General features: G+C 72.2%; 14 protein-coding genes. 3 read left to right on the top strand and 11 right to left on the bottom strand.

Annotated features, from left to right (window positions below):
* Positions 1–31 precede the first annotated feature (31 nt).
* Positions 32–1,375 carry an MFS transporter gene (locus ABZ656_RS27960; RefSeq protein ID WP_360271202.1) on the top strand — a complete coding sequence of 448 codons (1,344 nt, stop codon included), beginning with the start codon at positions 32–34 and terminating at the stop codon, positions 1,373–1,375.
* A 16-nt stretch (positions 1,376–1,391) separates the two neighbouring features.
* On the opposite strand, the gene ABZ656_RS27955 is transcribed toward ABZ656_RS27960, so the two are convergent.
* The 10 genes from ABZ656_RS27955 to hrcA all read right to left on the bottom strand — a co-directional run bounded on the left by ABZ656_RS27955 (position 1,392) and on the right by hrcA (position 12,564).
* Positions 1,392–2,384 (bottom strand): adenosine deaminase, encoded by a 993-nt coding sequence (locus tag ABZ656_RS27955; RefSeq protein ID WP_101405232.1) that lies wholly within the window; start codon positions 2,382–2,384, stop codon positions 1,392–1,394.
* A gap of 92 nt (positions 2,385–2,476) precedes the next feature.
* A complete protein-coding gene (locus ABZ656_RS27950) occupies positions 2,477–3,409 on the bottom strand; it encodes a ribonuclease Z (RefSeq protein ID WP_360271200.1) in 933 nt (310 codons plus the stop codon).
* Between the two features lie 6 nt (positions 3,410–3,415).
* Positions 3,416–3,769: a histidine triad nucleotide-binding protein gene (locus ABZ656_RS27945; RefSeq protein WP_360271198.1), complete on the bottom strand. Its 354-nt coding sequence runs from the start codon at positions 3,767–3,769 to the stop codon at positions 3,416–3,418.
* Between the two features lie 157 nt (positions 3,770–3,926).
* On the bottom strand, positions 3,927–7,175 hold the full coding sequence (locus ABZ656_RS27940; RefSeq protein ID WP_360271196.1) for a S41 family peptidase: 3,249 nt from the start codon (positions 7,173–7,175) through the stop codon (positions 3,927–3,929).
* Positions 7,176–7,220: 45 nt separating this feature from the next.
* Complete coding sequence (locus ABZ656_RS27935) at positions 7,221–7,802, bottom strand: hypothetical protein (RefSeq protein ID WP_249938477.1); 582 nt, start codon at positions 7,800–7,802, stop codon at positions 7,221–7,223.
* Positions 7,803–7,913: 111 nt separating this feature from the next.
* The gene (locus tag ABZ656_RS27930) at positions 7,914–8,306 is read right to left on the bottom strand and encodes a VOC family protein (protein WP_101405228.1); all 393 of its coding nucleotides are present in this window, start codon (positions 8,304–8,306) and stop codon (positions 7,914–7,916) included.
* A gap of 161 nt (positions 8,307–8,467) precedes the next feature.
* Positions 8,468–9,208 (bottom strand): 16S rRNA (uracil(1498)-N(3))-methyltransferase, encoded by a 741-nt coding sequence (locus ABZ656_RS27925; RefSeq protein ID WP_101405227.1) that lies wholly within the window; start codon positions 9,206–9,208, stop codon positions 8,468–8,470.
* Complete coding sequence (locus ABZ656_RS27920; protein ID WP_101405226.1) at positions 9,205–10,293, bottom strand: nitronate monooxygenase; 1,089 nt, start codon at positions 10,291–10,293, stop codon at positions 9,205–9,207. Before ABZ656_RS27920 ends, ABZ656_RS27925 begins: the two co-directional genes overlap by 4 nt.
* A gap of 111 nt (positions 10,294–10,404) precedes the next feature.
* Positions 10,405–11,541 carry a molecular chaperone DnaJ gene (gene dnaJ / locus ABZ656_RS27915; RefSeq protein ID WP_101405225.1) on the bottom strand — a complete coding sequence of 379 codons (1,137 nt, stop codon included), beginning with the start codon at positions 11,539–11,541 and terminating at the stop codon, positions 10,405–10,407.
* Complete coding sequence (gene hrcA / locus ABZ656_RS27910; RefSeq protein ID WP_101405224.1) at positions 11,542–12,564, bottom strand: heat-inducible transcriptional repressor HrcA; 1,023 nt, start codon at positions 12,562–12,564, stop codon at positions 11,542–11,544.
* A 226-nt stretch (positions 12,565–12,790) separates the two neighbouring features.
* On the opposite strand from hrcA, the gene ABZ656_RS27905 reads away from it, so the two are divergent.
* Positions 12,791–13,576, top strand: a complete 786-nt coding sequence (locus tag ABZ656_RS27905) for an MBL fold metallo-hydrolase (RefSeq protein ID WP_360271191.1) — start codon at positions 12,791–12,793, stop codon at positions 13,574–13,576.
* A 31-nt stretch (positions 13,577–13,607) separates the two neighbouring features.
* Entirely contained in the window at positions 13,608–14,417 is an 810-nt protein-coding gene (locus tag ABZ656_RS27900; RefSeq protein WP_101405222.1) for a DUF3097 domain-containing protein, read from the top strand.
* A 387-nt stretch (positions 14,418–14,804) separates the two neighbouring features.
* Here the strand turns inward: ABZ656_RS27900 and hemW are convergent, their stop codons facing one another.
* The gene (gene hemW / locus ABZ656_RS27895) at positions 14,805–16,037 is read right to left on the bottom strand and encodes a radical SAM family heme chaperone HemW (protein ID WP_101405221.1); all 1,233 of its coding nucleotides are present in this window, start codon (positions 16,035–16,037) and stop codon (positions 14,805–14,807) included.
* Positions 16,038–16,304: the final 267 nt, after the last annotated feature.

Genomic DNA, 16,304 nt, shown 5'->3' with positions numbered 1-16,304 from the left:
AGCCGCTCTTTCGCATGCCCTGGGAACGCCCGTGTCCGCCCGCACCACCACGCCCTGGCCCCTCGTCGCCCTTTTCACGGCCGGGTACCTCGCCCCGTACCTGCTCCCGACCACCGTCGGCCGGCTGAGCGCGGGCCTCCCCCTCTCCGCCACCGAGGCCGGTTCCATCGGCAGCGCCCTGCTGCTGAGTTCGGCGACGGCGGGCTTCCTGCTCGCGTCCCGCGTGGACCGCTTCGGCCCCCGCGGGCTCGCTCGCGCCGGCCTGCTCCTGGCCGCCGCCGGCTACGGCACCGCCGCCCTCACGACGACCATCCCCCTGGTCGTCCTCGGCGCGATCGTCGGCGGCCTCGGTTCCGGCACGATCACCACCGTCGCCGCCACCGGGATCGCCGGCCAGCGCGACCCCCACCGCACCACCACCCTGGGCCTGCTGGGCGTCTCCGCCCTCGCGGGCGCGCTGTATCTGACGATCCCCCACCTGGGCCCGGGCCACGGCCACCCCCTCGCCGCGATCGCCGTCACCGCGCTGCTCGTACTGCCCGTGACCCGCCGCCTCCCGACCGCCGGGACCCCCGAGGCCCCCCACACCCCCGCCGCCCGCACCCTCCGCGCCACCCCCGCTCCCCTCCCCCACCGCCGCGCCGGTCTCGTCCTCGCCGCCGCGATGCTCTGCTGGTCCCTCGCCCAGAATTCACTCTGGGGTGTCAGCGGCCGGATCGGTCTGCAGCAGGCGGGGTTGACAGAGGTGACCGTCGGCGCGGTCTTCGCGGTGGCGCTCGGCGCGGGGCTGCTCGGGGTGATCGGCGCGGGCGCCCTCGGCCCGCGCCTGGGCCGGGCCCTGCCCATCGGCGCGGGCACGGCCCTGATCGCCGGATGCATCGCACTGAGCGCGGCGGCCACCGATCTGACGTCCTTCGCGACGGGCGAGATCGCCTGGAACACGGTCTACCCGGTCGTGCTCTCCTACGTCATCGGCCTCGCCGCGTCGCTGGACCGGCGCGGCCGGTGGGCGGTCCTGGTCGGTTCCGCCTCCTCGCTCGGCACTGCGTGCGGCCCGCTCGCGGGCAGCCTGCTCTCCGCACGGGTGGGTTACCCGGGGATGGGTGTGATCCTGGCCCTCGGCCTGCTCCTGATCACCGCCCCGATGACCGCCGTGGCCCTGCGCACCCGGCGCACCGCCCCGCTCCCACAGGAGCACCCGGTCGTGGAGATCCCGGTCGTGGAGATCCCGGTCGTGGAGATCCCGGTGGTGGAGATCCCGGTGGTGGAGATCCCGCTCGACGCCGTCCCGGCGCCCCGGACGGCGTACGACACGGCAGGACCCCGGCAGGCGACCGCGGGAGCGGCGGCCGGACCGGGGTCCGCAAGCAGGTAGTCCCGCCGGACTGGCCCTAGCCGAACTCGTACGCCTCGACCTCGGCGAGGTAGCGCGCCCGCCGCTCCTCGTCGTGCTCCAGGAAGGACGCCACGAACGAGTTGCGGGCAAGCTCCCGCATCCGCTCCCGGTCCAGTCCGAGCGCCTCGTGCACGGCGTGGAAGGTGTCGCCGATGTACCCGCCGAAGTACGCGGGGTCGTCGGAGTTGACCGTGCACAGCAGCCCGGCGTCCAGCATCGCGGGCAGCGGGTGGTCCTCCAGGACGTCCACGGCGCGCAGCCGTACGTTCGACAGCGGGCAGAGCGTCAGCGGCACCCGGTCCCGTACGAGCCGCTCGACCAGCTCGGGGTCCTCCATGCAGCGCAGCCCGTGGTCGATGCGCTCGACGCCGAGCACGTCCAGCGCCTCGGTGATGTACGCCGGCGGCCCCTCCTCGCCCGCGTGGGCGACGCGCCGCAGGCCGAGCGCGGCGGCGGCCTCGTAGACCTCGCGGAACTTGACCGGCGGGTGCCCGACCTCGGCGGAGTCGAGGCCGATGCCGACGATCCGGTCGAGGTAGGGCTTCGCGGCCTCCAGGGTCCCGAGCGCCGACTCGGCGGACTCGTCGCGCAGGAAGCACATGATCAGCTGGGTGGAGACACCGTGCGTCTCCTCGCTGCGGGAGAGCGCCCGGTGCAGCCCCTCGACGACCGTCCCCATGCCGACGCCCCGGGCGATGTGGGCCTGCGGGTCGAAGAAGATCTCCGCGTGCCGTACGCCCTGCGCGGCGGCCCGTGCGAGGTAGGCGTCGGCGAGGTCGGCGAAGTCCTGCTCGGTCCGCAGGACGGCCATGAGCTCGTAGTACAGGTTCAGGAACGACTGGAGGTCGTCGAAGAGATACGCCTTGCGCAGTTCCTCGGTGTCGGCGTAGGGGAGCGTGACGCCGTTGCGCGCGGCGAGCTCGAAGGCCAGCTCGGGTTCGAGGGTGCCTTCGATGTGGAGGTGCAGTTCTGCTTTGGGGAGGGGCATCGAAATATCGTACGGGTGTGTACCGACGATCTCGTGCGACGACGCCTCATCGACTCGTACGACGACGGCTTATCAACTCCTACGACGACGGCTCATCGCCGCTTCGGCACCGGCACCCGCACCAGGTCGTGCGCCACGGTCAGCTCCCCCTCGAACCCGGCGGCCCGGGCCTGCCGCTCGAACTCTCCCCCAGACTCCGTCCGGGAGATGCCCCCAGGTTCGGAATATCGCTGACTGAAGTGCGTCAGCACGAGATGCCGTACGCCCGCGTCCCGCGCCACCCGGCCCGCCTGACCGGCCGTCAGGTGACCGTGGTCGACGGCGAGCTGGTGATCCCCGTCCAGGAACGTCGACTCGATGACGAGGAGGTCGCAGCCCTCGGCGAGGGCGTCCACGCCTTCGCACAGCCGTGTGTCCATGACGAACGCGAACCGCTGTCCGCGCCGCACCTCGCTCACGTCGTCGAGCGAGACCCCGCCGAGCGCGCCCTCACGCTGGATCCGCCCCACGTCCGGCCCCTTGATCCCGTGCTCCGCGAGCAGCTCGGGCAGCATCCGCCGGCCGTCCGGCTCGACCAGCCGGTAGCCGAAGGACTCCACCGGGTGGGAGAGCCTGCGGGCCTCCAGGGTGTACGAGGGGGTGGTCGCGAGCACCCCGTCCACCTCGACCGGTGCCTCGGTCAGCTCGACGGTCTCGCGGTAGGCCGTCGCGTACCGCAGCCGGTCGAAGAAGCGCTGCCCGGAGCGCGGGTAGTGCGCGGTCACCTCGTGCGGGACACGATCGAGGTTGATGCGCTGGATCACCCCGGCGAGGCCGAGTGAGTGGTCGCCGTGGAAGTGGGTGACGCAGATGCGGTGCAGGTCGTGCGCGGCGACCCCGGCCCGCAGCATCTGCCGCTGGGTGCCCTCACCGGGGTCGAAGAGCAGGCCCTCCCCGTCCCAGCGCAGGAGATAGCCGTTGTGGTTGCGGTGCCGGGTGGGGACCTGGCTGGCGGTGCCGAGGACCACCAATTCGCGTACGGACAAGGCCGGTTACCCCGGCGGCCACTGCATGCCACGGCCGCCCAGGAGGTGGGCGTGCGCGTGGAAGACGGTCTGGCCCGCGCCGCCGCCCGTGTTGAACACGATGCGGTAGCTCTCCAGCTTCTCCTCGGACGCCACCTCGCCGGCCTCGCGCAGTACGTCCGCGGCGATGGCGGGCTCGGCTGCCGCGAGGGAGGCCGCGTCCGAGTGGTGCACCTTGGGGATGACCAGGATGTGCGTGGGCGCCTGGGGGTTTATGTCGCGGAAGGCGACGGTCGTGTCGGTCTCCCGGACGACGTTCGCGGGAACGTGCCCCGCGACGATCTTGCAGAACAAGCAGTCGTCCTGCGGTTCTCCCGTCATGCGTGTGCTCCTCACGCCGTGTGATCAGTACGCTCCGCATGCTATCGGCAGCATGGGTGAGTCCGTCCGACCGCCCTGAAGAGGCGGGTGGGCGGGGAAGTCGCCCGCGGAACGGCTGACCGGGTGCCCTTGGGCGACGGCACCCCGTCAACCTCCGTCAATCAAGCTCGGGCAGCGTCGGTGCCGCCTTCGCCGGGTTCTCCGCGAGCGCGGCCAGCGCGATGCGGATCGCCTCGTCGAGCTGTGCGTCGCGCCCGGCCGCGTAGTCCTGCGGCGTCTGGACGACCTCGACGTCCGGGTCGACACCGTGGTTCTCCACGCCCCACCCGTAACCGTCCAGCCAGAACGCGTACTTGGGCTGGGTGACGAGGGTGCCGTCGACCAGCCGGTACCGGCTGTCGATGCCGACGACCCCGCCCCACGTCCGTGTCCCGACGACCGGCCCGATGCCCAGCGCCTTGATCGCCGCGTTGACGATGTCGCCGTCCGAGCCGGAGAACTCGTTGGCGACGGCGACGACCGGTCCGCGCGGCGCGTCCTCCGGATAGCTGTACGGCCGCATCCCGCGCGGCAGGTCCCAGCCCACGATCCGCCGCGCGAGCTTCTCCACGACCAACTGGGAGGTGTGGCCGCCGCGGTTCTCCCGGACGTCCACGACCAGCCCCTCCCTGGCCACCTCGATCCGCAGGTCGCGGTGGATCTGGGCCCAGCCGGGCGCCTGCATGTCGGGCACGTGGAGATAGCCGAGTCTGCCGCCCGACTGTTCATGGACATAGGCGCGCCGGTCCGCCACCCAGGCGTGGTAGCGCAGCGGCTCCTCGTCGGCGAGCGGGACGACGACGGCGTGCCGCGGATCGCCGCCGCCCGACGGGGAGACGGTCAGCTCGACCGGCTTGCCCGCGGTGCCCACGAGCAGCGGCCCGGGTCCGGCCACCGGGTCCACCGGCTGCCCGGCGACCGCGACGATCGCGTCCCCCGCGCGCACCGCGACGCCGGGCGCGGCGAGCGGCGCCCGCGCGTCCGGGTCGGAGGTCTCCGAGGGGAGGATCCGGTCGATGCGCCAACTGCCGTCCTCGTGACGGGAGATGTCCGCCCCGAGCAGACCCTGCGCCCGGTCGCCGCCGCCCCAGCCGCCGCGCGGGGTGACGTACGCGTGCGAGGTGCCGAGCTCGCCCTGCACCTCCCACAGCAGGTCGACGAGGTCGTCGTGGGTGGCGACCCGTTCGAGCACCGGCCGGTAACGGTCCAGCACGCCTTCCCAGTCGACCCCGCCCAGGTCGGGCCGCCAGAAGTTGTCGCGCATGAGGCGGCCGGTCTCGTCGTACATCTGCCGCCACTCGGCGGCCGGGTCGACGGTCTGGCGGACCCGGGAGAGGTCGACGGTGATGTTCGTGTCGCTCTCGTCGTCGTTCGAGGCGCGGCGGTCGCTGGGGACGACCTTGAGCTTGCCGTCGGTCCACAGCAGGACGCGTTTGCCGTCGCCGCTGACGGCGAAGTGCTCGGCGTCGGCGGCGAGGTGCTCGACGCGCTGCTGGGCGAGGTCGTACCGCTCCAGTTCGGTCTTCGGGTCCGGGTCGTCCGGGGTGGCACGGGAGGCGCCGAGGACTCCGACGACCGGGTGGCGCAGCCACAGCAGCCCGTCCTTGGCGGCGCGCAGGGTCGAGTAGCGGGCCGCCTCGACGGGGAACGGGACGATCCGGTCGGCGAGTCCGTCGAGGTCGATACGGGTGGTGGGGGCGCCCTCGCTGTCGGGCGTCTCGTCCTTGTCGGGTGTCTCGAAGGGGCGGCCGTGGCGCTGCGGTCCGAAGGGGGAGGGGGTGGTCGCGGCCAGGGTGATCAGATGCGGCCGGGAGCCCCCGACGAAGGCCAGGTCGAAGACGTGTTCGTCGTAGACGGGGTCGAAGGAGCGGGCCGAGAGGAAGGCGAGGTGCTTGCCGTCGAGGGTGAACGCGGGCGCGTAGTCGCGGAAGCGGAGCGGGGTGGCCTCGGTCACCGACAGGTCGGCGGTGTTGGCCAGCTTGAGCTGGCGCAGCGGGCGCGGGCCGGGGTGCGACCAGGCGAGCCAGGCGGAGTCCGGCGAGAAGACGAGCCCGGAGACCTCGCCGTCCTCGCTCCGGTCGACCTCCCGCACCTCCCCGGTCTCCCGCTCGACGAGCAGCAGCCGTCCGTCGTGCGAGGCGACGGCGGCGCGGCTGCCGTCGGGTGCCATGGCGAGCCCGAGGACCCGTCCCAGCTGTCCGGCGGCGAGCCGGCGCGGAGTCGCTCCGGGCGCGAGACCGGTCGCCGGGGCGAACTCCAGCGCGTCGTCGCCCGCCGCGTCCGTCACCCACACCACGTACTCCTCGCCCTCCACCCGGAAGGCGCGGGGCAGCCGGGCGCGCACACCGGGCCGGGCGGCGAGCGCGCGCGCCGGTCCGGAGCGGTGGGTGACCCAGTGGACGGCGCCGCGCACGGAGACCGCGCTGCCGCGTCCGGTGTGGTCGGGGGCGGCGGCCGAGAACCAGCGGGAGGCGCTCACGGGGTGCGGCTGCTGGTCGACGCGCTGTCCACCGAGGCGCAGGTCGAGCCGGCGCGGCTCGGCGCCGTCCAGGTCGTCGAGGAGCCACAGTTCACCGGCGGACGCGTACACGACCCGGGCGCCGTCGGTCGCAGCGTGCCGGGCGTAGAAACCGTCGATCGGCGTGTGCCGGCGCAGATCGGACCCGTCGGCGAGGGAGGAGTAGAGCGCTCCGACGCCCTCGTGGTCGGACAGGAAGGCGACGCGCTCTCCCACCCACAGGGGGTATTCGAGGTTCCCGTCCAGGTCCTCGTGCAGCCGTACGAACTCGCCGGCCCCCACCCCGTCGCCGCCGGCCCTGCCGATCCACAACTTGCCCGCCGTACCGCCCCGGTACCGCTTCCACCAGGCGGCCTCGCGCCCCATGGGAGCGGACAGCAGCAGCACACCCGGGTCGCCGTGGACGACATCGCCGACCGGCCCGTACGGCAGGGTGGTCGCGGGGCCGCCGTCGAGCGGGACGGCCCGGGCCCAGCTGCGGCGCAGGCTGGCCTGGCCCTGGGTGCTGAGCGCGAGCACGCGCCCGTCCGGGGTCCAGCCACGCACCTGGGTCTTCGAACTCCCCCAGTACGTCAGCCGCGTGGACGGTCCGCCCTCCAGGGGCGCGGCGTGCACCTCGGGCGCCCCGTCGCGCGTCGACGTCCAGGCGACGGTCGTACCGTCCGGGGAGATGCGGGGGTGGTTCACCGGCATGTTGTCGGCGCTGACCCGCCAGGCGCGACCGCCGCCGTCGAGCGGGGCGATCCAGACGTCGTCCTCGGCGGTGAAGGCGACCAGCTCGCCGTGCAGATGCGGAAACCGGAGATACGCGGGCGATACCGACGACGCGGACGATGCAGACTGAGTCACCCGATCACCCTATGCAGCGACGGCTGCGCCCGACAGGGGTTTGGATCACTTGCCCTGGGAGGGCCAGCAGGTGGGATCGCCCTTGCACCACATGGTCTTGGTCACGGTGACGGTGGTGGTGGGGCCCGGGCGGTGGTAGGTGGGCGCGTTGTAGGTGGGGGGCGTGTACGAGGGTGTGCTCGGGGCGTTGCAGTTGCCCAGTACGTTCACGTGGAACCACTGCTTGCCGCCGACCTTGGCCGTCAGATCCCCGCGGACACACTTGCCCTCGACCTCACGGGTGACCTTCCCGGTGATGGTGATCTCCCGCCGGTCCTTGGTCTGCCCCCGGCAGTCCACCTCCACCACGGAGGGCGTGGAACTCGAGGCCGACGGTGTGTGCCCCGGGGTGTAGGCCTTGTTCCCGCCGCCGTACGACCCGGTGCAGCTCAGGTACTGCACGTCGACATGCTGCCGCTGGAGCTCCGCGGTCCCGGCCCGGTCGGTCGTGTACGCCACCGCGGAGGCGCTCAGGCCACCGACCGGTTCGCACGCGGCCACCCCGAAGGCGCTCACCACGGCGAGCCCGGCCACCATCGGTCCCCGACGGCCCGTCACCAGTCGTCTCGCCAGTCGTCGAATACGCATCAATGCCCCCATAGACGGCAGAGTGCCACTGTCCCGGGCGTCGCGGTAGACCCCATACGGCCACTACACACCCGCGTGCGCCCCTGTCGAACGCATATGCGTGAAACTGTGTCAGGTCCGCAGGAGGAGCCACTCCTGAAGTTCCACCAGGTTGCCCTCGGGGTCCTTGAGGTGGGCGACCCGCATCCGGTCCGTCATGAAGTCCGGGCCGTGGACGAGGACGGCGCCGCGCGAGGTGATGGCCTCGCAGTAGGAGTCCAGGTCATCGACGCGCAGGACCACCAGGGAACGGTGACCGCTCGCCGAGTCGCCCAGTTCACCCAGTATCCGGGCCATCATCGCGCGGTCCTGGAGCGCGATGCCCGCCGAACCGACGGTGGGACTGAACTTCTCGTACGGCCCTTCGGCCGCGCCCGACTGCGGCTTGAGGCCGAGGACCTCCGCGTAGAAGCGGTAGCAGACCGGGAAGTCCGAGACGAGCAACCGTACTTGGGCGAGTTCCAAGGCGTCCCCCCGTGGGCGTGGCGCGCGGGCGTGCGTGTCGCGGTTGGCGCGCGGGCGTGCGTGTCGCGGTTGGCGCGCGTGTCGTACATGTCGCGGTTGACGCGCGTGTCGTACATGTCGCGGTTGACGCGCGTGTCGTACATGTCGTGGTTGGCGTGGTTTCAGGACCAGCGGCCGGTGCGCCCGAGCAGCAGCGCGGTCGCCGCGGTCCCGGCGGTCGAGGTACGCAGCACGCTACGCCCGAGCCGGTACGCCTTGGCACCCGACTCCGCGAAGAGCGCCAGCTCCTCGGGAGAGACGCCTCCTTCCGGGCCGATCACGAGCACGATCTCGCCCCGCTCGGGCAGTTCGGCCGTGGCCAGGGGTTCGACGCCGCTCTCGTGCAGAACGGCCGCGAAGTCGGCTTTGGCGAGAAGCGCAGCAACCTGCTTGGTCGTCGCCGCGTCCGCGACCTCCGGGAAACGCACCCGGCGCGACTGCTTGCCGGCCTCCCGGGCCGTGGCCCGCCACTTGGCGAGCGCCTTCAGACCCCGCTCGCCCTTCCACTGGGTGATGCAGCGGGAGGCGGCCCAGGGGACGATCGCGTCGACGCCGGTCTCGGTCATGGTCTCGACGGCCAGCTCGCCCCGGTCGCCCTTGGGAAGCGCCTGGACGACGGTGACACGGGGCTCCTCCACCGGCTCCTCGGCCACGGAGTCCATCTGGACGATCAGACGGTCCTTGCCCTCGGTGGCGACGACCACGCACTGGGCCCAGCGCCCGGCCCCGTCCGTGAGGACGACGTCCTCGCCGGGGTTCAGCCGCTTCACGGAGACGGCGTGCCGCCCCTCCGAGCCGTCGAGGACATGCCGTCCGGCGCCGTCCGCGTCGAAGTGCTCGACCACGAACACGGGTGCCGTCATCGGACCTCACCCCCCGCTTCCCCGGCGGCCGACAACGCTGTCCTGGCCGCCTCGAGCTCCGCGCTCAGCACCTCCACCAGCTGCCCGGCGGGCAGCTCGCGCGCCATGCGGTGCCCCTGCCCCGCCCACAGCGCCATGCCCTGCGCGTCGCCCGCCTTGGCGGCCGCCTTGCGCAGCGGGGAGGTGAGGTGGTGGACCTCGGGGTACGCGGCGGGCGCGTACGGGCCGTGCTCACGCATGAAGCGGTTCACCAGGCCGCGCGCCGGCCGCCCGGAGAACGCGCGCGTCAGCTCCGTCCGGACGAACAGCGGGTTGGTCAGCGCCTGCTTGTGCACGGCGTTGGCGCCGGACTCCGGGGTGGCGAGGAACGCGGTGCCGAGCTGTGCCGCGTTCGCGCCCGCGGCGAGCACCGCGGCGATCTGGCTGCCGCGCATGATGCCGCCGGCGGCGATGATCGGAATGTCCACGGTCTCGCGGACCTGCGCGATCAGCGACAACAGCCCGATACCCGTACCGTCCGTCTCCGGGTTGTCGCGGTGGGTGCCCTGGTGGCCGCCCGCCTCCACACCCTGCGCGATGACCGCGTCGGCGCCGGCCCGCTGGACGGCGAGGGCCTCCTCGGCCGTGGTCGCGGTGATCACGGTGAGGGTGCCGGCGCGGCGCAGGGAGTCCAGGACGTCGGGGCTCGGGATGCCGAAGTGGAACGAGACCACCGGCACCGGGTTGTCGTGGAGGACGGCGAGCTTGGCGTCGTAGCCGTCGTCACGACCGCTGTCCGGTTCACCGAGTTCGGTCTCGTACCAGGAGGACTCGCCCGCGAGCTGGTGGGCGTAGACCTCGACCGCGGCGGGGTCCGCGTACTCGGGCTGCGGCATGAACAGATTGACCCCGAAGGGGCGGCCCGTGAGCCCGCGCAACTGCTTGATCTCCTGGTACATGCCGTCGGCGGTCTTGTACCCGGCGGCGAGGAACCCGAGCCCGCCCGCCTCGGACACGGCGGCCGCGAGATGCGGGACGGAGACGCCGCCCGCCATGGGGGCCTGCACGATCGGGTGGGGGAAGAGATCGGTCAGTGCGGTGGACATGACGGCATGTTGTCACGTCCTCCGAACAAGTCCGAATCGGGCCTTCCGCCTGGCATAGGCCACCGGAACGGACGGTCGAGCGCCTGGGGGCGGAGCCCCCAGGCGCACCCGTCAGCGACCGTTGAACGCGTCCTTCAGGCGCGAGAACAGGCCCTGCTGCCCGGGCTGGAACTGCCCGGTGGGCCGCTCCTCCCCCCGCAGCTGCGCCAGCTCCCGCAGCAACCGCTCCTGCTCGGGATCGAGCTTCGTGGGCGTGGTCACCTCGACATGCACGATGAGGTCACCCCGGCCGCCGCCGCGCAGATGCGTGACACCCCGCCCGTGCAGCGGGATCGACTGCCCGGACTGCGTGCCCGGACGGATGTCGACCTCCTCCAGCCCGTCGAGGGTCTCCAGCGGCACCTTGGTGCCGAGCGAGGCCGCGGTCATCGGAATGGTCACCGTGCAGTGCAGATCGTCCCCGCGCCGCTGGAACGTGGAGTGCGGCAGCTCGTGGATCTCGACGTAGAGGTCACCGGCGGGACCGCCACCGGGCCCGACCTCGCCCTCGCCCGCGAGCTGGATCCGCGTGCCGTTGTCGACACCGGCGGGGATCTTGACGGTCAGCGTGCGACGCGACCGGACCCGCCCGTCACCGGCGCACTCGGGGCAGGGAGTCGGGACGACGGTCCCGAAGCCCTGGCACTGCGGACACGGCCGGGAGGTCATGACCTGCCCGAGGAAGGACCGCGTGACCTGGGACACCTCACCCCGCCCGCGACACATGTCACAGGTCTGGGCCGAGGTGCCCGGCGCCGCGCCCTCACCGTTGCAGGTGGCGCAGACGACGGCCGTGTCGACCTGGATGTCCTTCGTCGTGCCGAAGGCCGCCTCGTCCAGCTCGATCTCGAGCCGGATCATGGCGTCCTGGCCACGCCGCGTACGCGACCGCGGACCGCGCTGTGACGCCGTACCGAAGAAGGCGTCCATGATGTCCGAGAAGTTCCCGAACCCACCGGCGCCGAAGCCGCCCGCACCGCCGCCGCCCGACTGGGACAGCGGGTCGCCGCCGAGGTCGTAGACCTGCTTCTTCTGCGGGTCCGACAACACCTCGTACGCGGCGTTGATCTCCTTGAACCGCTCCTGCGTCTTCGGATCGGGATTGACATCCGGGTGCAGCTCGCGTGCGAGCCGCCGGAAGGCCTTCTTGATCTCGTCCTGGGACGCGTCGCGGCGCACGCCGAGTACGGCGTAGTAGTCCGTGGCCACTTAGGACTCCGCCAGGATCTGTCCGACGTACCGTGCCACTGCGCGTACCGCTCCCATCGTTCCCGGGTAATCCATGCGGGTCGGGCCGACCACGCCGAGTTTGGCTACTGCCTCGCCGCCCGAACCGTAGCCGACCGAGACCACGGACGTGGAGTTGAGTCCCTCATACGCGTTCTCGTGACCGATTCGCACGGTCATGCTCGAATCCCCGGCCTCACCAAGCAACTTGAGAAGCACGACCTGCTCCTCAAGCGCTTCGAGCACCGGCCGGATGGTGAGAGGGAAGTCATGTCCGAAGCGCGTCAGATTGGCGGTTCCGCCGATCATCAGCCGCTCCTCGGTCTCCTCGACGAGCGTCTCCAGAAGAGTGGAGAGCACCGTGGCGACCGTACCCCGGTCCTCCGCCTCGAACGCGTCCGGGAGGTCCTGCACGAGCTGCGGGACGTCCGCGAAGCGACGGCCCGCGACCCTGCTGTTCAGCCGGGCCCGCAGATCCGCGAGAGACGTTTCTCCGAACGGGACCGGACAGTCGATCATGCGCTGCTCGACCCGCCCGGTGTCCGTGATCAGCACGAGCATCACACGAGCAGGGGCGAGGGACAGCAGCTCCACGTGCCGCACGGTCGATCTCGTCAGCGACGGATACTGCACGACGGCGACCTGCCGGGTCAGCTGCGCGAGCAGCCGCACCGTCCGTCCGACGACGTCGTCGAGGTCGACGGCGCCGTCCAGGAAGTTCTGAATGGCCCGCCGCTCGGGCGCGGTCATCGGCTTGACGCCGGCGAGCTTGTCGACGAAGAGCCGGTAGCCCTTGTCGGTGGGGATCCGCCCGGCGCTGGTGTGCGGCTGGGCGATGTACCCCTCGTCCTCCAGGGCCGCCATGTCGTTGCGGACGGTGGCCGGGGAGACCCCCAGCCGGTGCCGCTCGGTCAGTGCCTTGGACCCGACCGCGACCGGCTCGTCGGTGCCGACATAGTCCTGGACGATGGCGCGCAGCACTTCCAGCCTGCGTTCACTGAGCATCGCGCACACCTCCAGCTGTCGACCCCTCGGCGCCTCGCTTGGCACTCAGCGCGTGCGAGTGCCAGCATTCCCCGGCCCAGTGTACGGCCGGTGGGTACGGCCCCGGCAAGGGCGGCCCCGCGATCTTGTGCAAGGTGCACGGACGTACACCGACGTGTCCTGTGATGTCACACCGTCCCTGCCCGCGATGTCGTACCGTCCACGCCCTCACCGCTAGCGTCGGCGTATGAAGGTGACTTGGGAAGAGGCAGGGTGGGAGCAGCTGACACCGCGGGTGGGGCGGCGGCGGCTTCCGGTCTGGGACTGCACGGTCGGGCTGGTCGTGGGCGAGGGCGGGGCGCTGATCGTCGACGCGGGGTCGAGCCTCGCGGAGGGCGCACGGTTGCGCGGGGAGGCGCAGACGCTCGCCGGCCGCCGTGTGACCTTCCTCGCGCTCACCCACCCCCACTTCGACCATGTCCTCGGCGCTGCGGCGTTCGCGGGCGCGGAGGTCCTCGTCGCGGGCGGCTCGGCCGAGGTGTACGAGCACGGGCGCGAGGAGCTGTACGCGGACGCGGTGCGGGGCGGGCTGGACGCGCGGGCGGCGGAGGACGCGGCGGACACCCTGGTGCGTCCCCGGCACTACGTGTGGGGCACCCGGCATCTCGAGCTGACCGGCGGCGTCGAGGTCCTGCTGGTGCGGACGGGCGAGGGCCACACCGCGCACGACCTCGTGGTCGTGGTGCCGGGCGACCCGACGGTGGTGTTCTGCGGCGACCTGGTCGAGGAGTCCGGCGAGCCCCAGGCGGGCCCCGACGCCGTACCGTCGCGCTGGCCCGGGGCCCTCGACCGGTTGCTCGACCTCGGCGGGGAGGACGCGCTGTACGTGCCCGGTCACGGGGCGGTCGTGGACGCCGGGTTCGTGCGGTCCCAGCGGGACGCGTTGGCCGCGCGTTTCGGCGTGCCGGGTTCCGCCACGCCGGGTTTCGCCACGCCCGGTTTCGACGCGTCGGATTTCGGCGTGTCGCGGTGAGCGCCGCCGAGCTTCTCCTATCGTCATCCGAATGCGCCAGTACTCTCCGGACCTGACTCCGCCGTGGAAGAAGCCCAAGCCCGTGCCGGAGGTTCCGGCGGAGCCGGGCCTGGTGGTCGAGGAACCGGCTACCGGCTTCTGCGGTGCGGTGATCCGCTGCGAGGCGGGCACGGTGACGCTGGAGGACCGCTTCGGCAAGCACCGCGTGTTCCCGCTGGAACCGCGCGGCTTCCTCCTGGAGGGCCGGGTCGTCACTCTCACCCGCCCCTCGCCCTCCACCACCGCCGTCCGTCCCACCCGCACGGCCTCCGGTTCGGTGGCCGTCCCCGGCGCGCGGGCCCGGGTCGCCCGTGCCGGCCGGATCTACGTGGAGGGCCGCCACGACGCCGAGCTGGTCGAACGGGTCTGGGGCGACGATCTGCGCATCGAGGGCGTCGTGGTCGAGTACCTGGAGGGCGTCGACGACCTGCCCGCGATCGTGGCGGACTTCTCACCCGGGCCGGACGCCCGCCTCGGCGTCCTCGTCGACCACCTGGTGCCCGGCAGCAAGGAGTCCCGTATCGCGGCGTCGGTCACGAGCGAGCACGCCCTGGTCCTCGGCCATCCCTACATCGACATCTGGGAAGCCGTGAAGCCGTCCTCCGTAGGCATCCCGTCCTGGCCCCGGGTCCCCCACGGCCAGGACTGGAAGACCGGCGTCTGCCGCGCCCTCGGCTGGCCCGAGAACACCGGCGCCGCCTGGCAGCACATCCTGTCCCGCGTCCACTCCTACAAGGACCTGCAGCCGGAGCTCCTGGGCCGAGTGGAAGAACTCATCGACTTCGTCACAGCCCCCCACTGACAGACCCGGTCCTCGCCCCCGCCGCCCCTACCCGTCCCGTCCCTACTTGGGAGCTCCGGCCCCAAACCCCGAATCGGCCTGAACGGCCTCGTCCTCGAACGCCGGACGGGCTGAGGCTTTCAGGGGCGCGGGGAACTGCGCGACCAGCCCCCACCGGCCCGCAGCCAAAGCGCCACCGACCAGACGGGGGATCCGGGGCGCAGCCCCACCCCCCTCAGGGGCGCGGGGAACTGCGCGACCAGCCCCCACCGGCCCGCAGCAGAAAAACTTCGGACACGCGGAGAACCCAGGGCGCAGCCCCGTCCCAAGGGGCGCGGGGAACTGCGCGACCAGCCCCCGCTCGCCCGCAGAAGAAGAACACCACCGGGGTCTGGGGGCGCAGCCCCCTCAGTCCACCAGGTCTCGTACCACCGCGTCCGCCAGCAACCGCCCCCGCAACGTGAGCACGGCCCGCCCCTCGCCATACGGCCCGGCTTCGAGCAACCCCTCCGACAACGCACGCCCGGCCGCCGCAAGCCCCTCCACCCGCAGCAGCGACAACGGACACCCCTCCCGAAGCCTCAGCTCGAGCAGAATCCGCTCCACCCGCCGGTCCTCCTCCGAGAGCAGCTCACGCCCCGCCCCCGGAGACCGCCCCGCGGCCAACGCCCCCGCATACGCCCCGGGATGCTTCACGTTCCACCACCGCACCCCGCCCACATGGCTGTGGGCCCCGGGCCCGGCCCCCCACCAGTCGGCGCCCCGCCAGTACAGCTCGTTGTGCAGGCACCGCCCGGCGGCGGAAGTGGCCCAGTTCGACACCTCGTACCAGTCGAACCCCGCCCCGGACAGCACCTCGTCGGCGATCAGATACCGGTCCGCATGCACATCGTCGTCCGTCATCGGCACCTCGCCCCGCCGGATACGGCGGGCGAGCTGCGTCCCCTCCTCGACGATCAGCGCGTACGCGGAGACATGGTCGGGCCCGGCACCGAGCGCGGCGTCGAGCGAGGCCCGCCAGTCGTCGTCGGACTCACCGGGCGTGCCGTAGATCAGGTCGAGGTTCACATGCTCGAACCCGGCCGCACGCGCCTCCGCGACACACGCCTCGGGCCGGCCGGGGGTGTGCGTACGGTCGAGCACCTTGAGGACGTGCTGCCGGGCGCTCTGCATGCCGAAGGAGATCCGGTTGAACCCTCCGGTCCTGAGCGTCTCCAGATACCGCGGATCAACCGACTCCGGGTTCGCCTCGGTCGTGATCTCCGCGTCGTCCGCGAGCCCGAACTCGTCCCGGATCGCCCCCAGCATCCGTACGAGGTCGTCGGCGGCCAGCAACGTGGGCGTACCGCCGCCGACGAACACCGTACGGACGGGTCGTGGGTCGTCGCCGAGGACCTTCCGGGCGAGCCGGACCTCGTCGATCAGCGTCTCCGCGTAGTTGTCGCGGGAGGCGAGCACGCCTCCGGTGCCCCGCAGCTCGGTCGCCGTGTAGGTGTTGAAGTCGCAGTAGCCGCAGCGGGTCGCGCAGTACGGCACGTGGAGGTAGAAACCGAGGGGTCGCTCGGAGGCTCCGGCCAGGGCGTGCGCGGGCAGCGCCCCGTCGTCGGGGACGGGCTCACCGTCGGGAAGTGCGGAAGGCATGCCTTCCATTGTCCCGTACCCGGCCGCATACCCCTTTCCAGCCGCTCACCTGCCGTTTCTCGCTCTATTCCTCCCACTCCGCCTGCAGCACCAACCTATTCCTCCCACTCCGCCTGCAGCACCAACAACGCCAGGTCGTCCTCCGGCGGCTTGCTGCCGAACTCGTGCACGAGCCGTCGGATCCGTTCCGCGACGAGCTCGGCACTCAGCCCCGTACAGCCCGCGAGGGCCTCGGCGAGCCCTTCGTCGTCATCGAACTGGCGGGGC

It is taken from the genome of Streptomyces sp. NPDC007095, assembly GCF_040634475.1.
GTDB lineage: Bacteria > Actinomycetota > Actinomycetes > Streptomycetales > Streptomycetaceae > Streptomyces.
The sequence above is the reverse complement of the archived record's forward strand: the minus strand, read 5'-3'. Positions and strand labels throughout refer to the sequence as shown.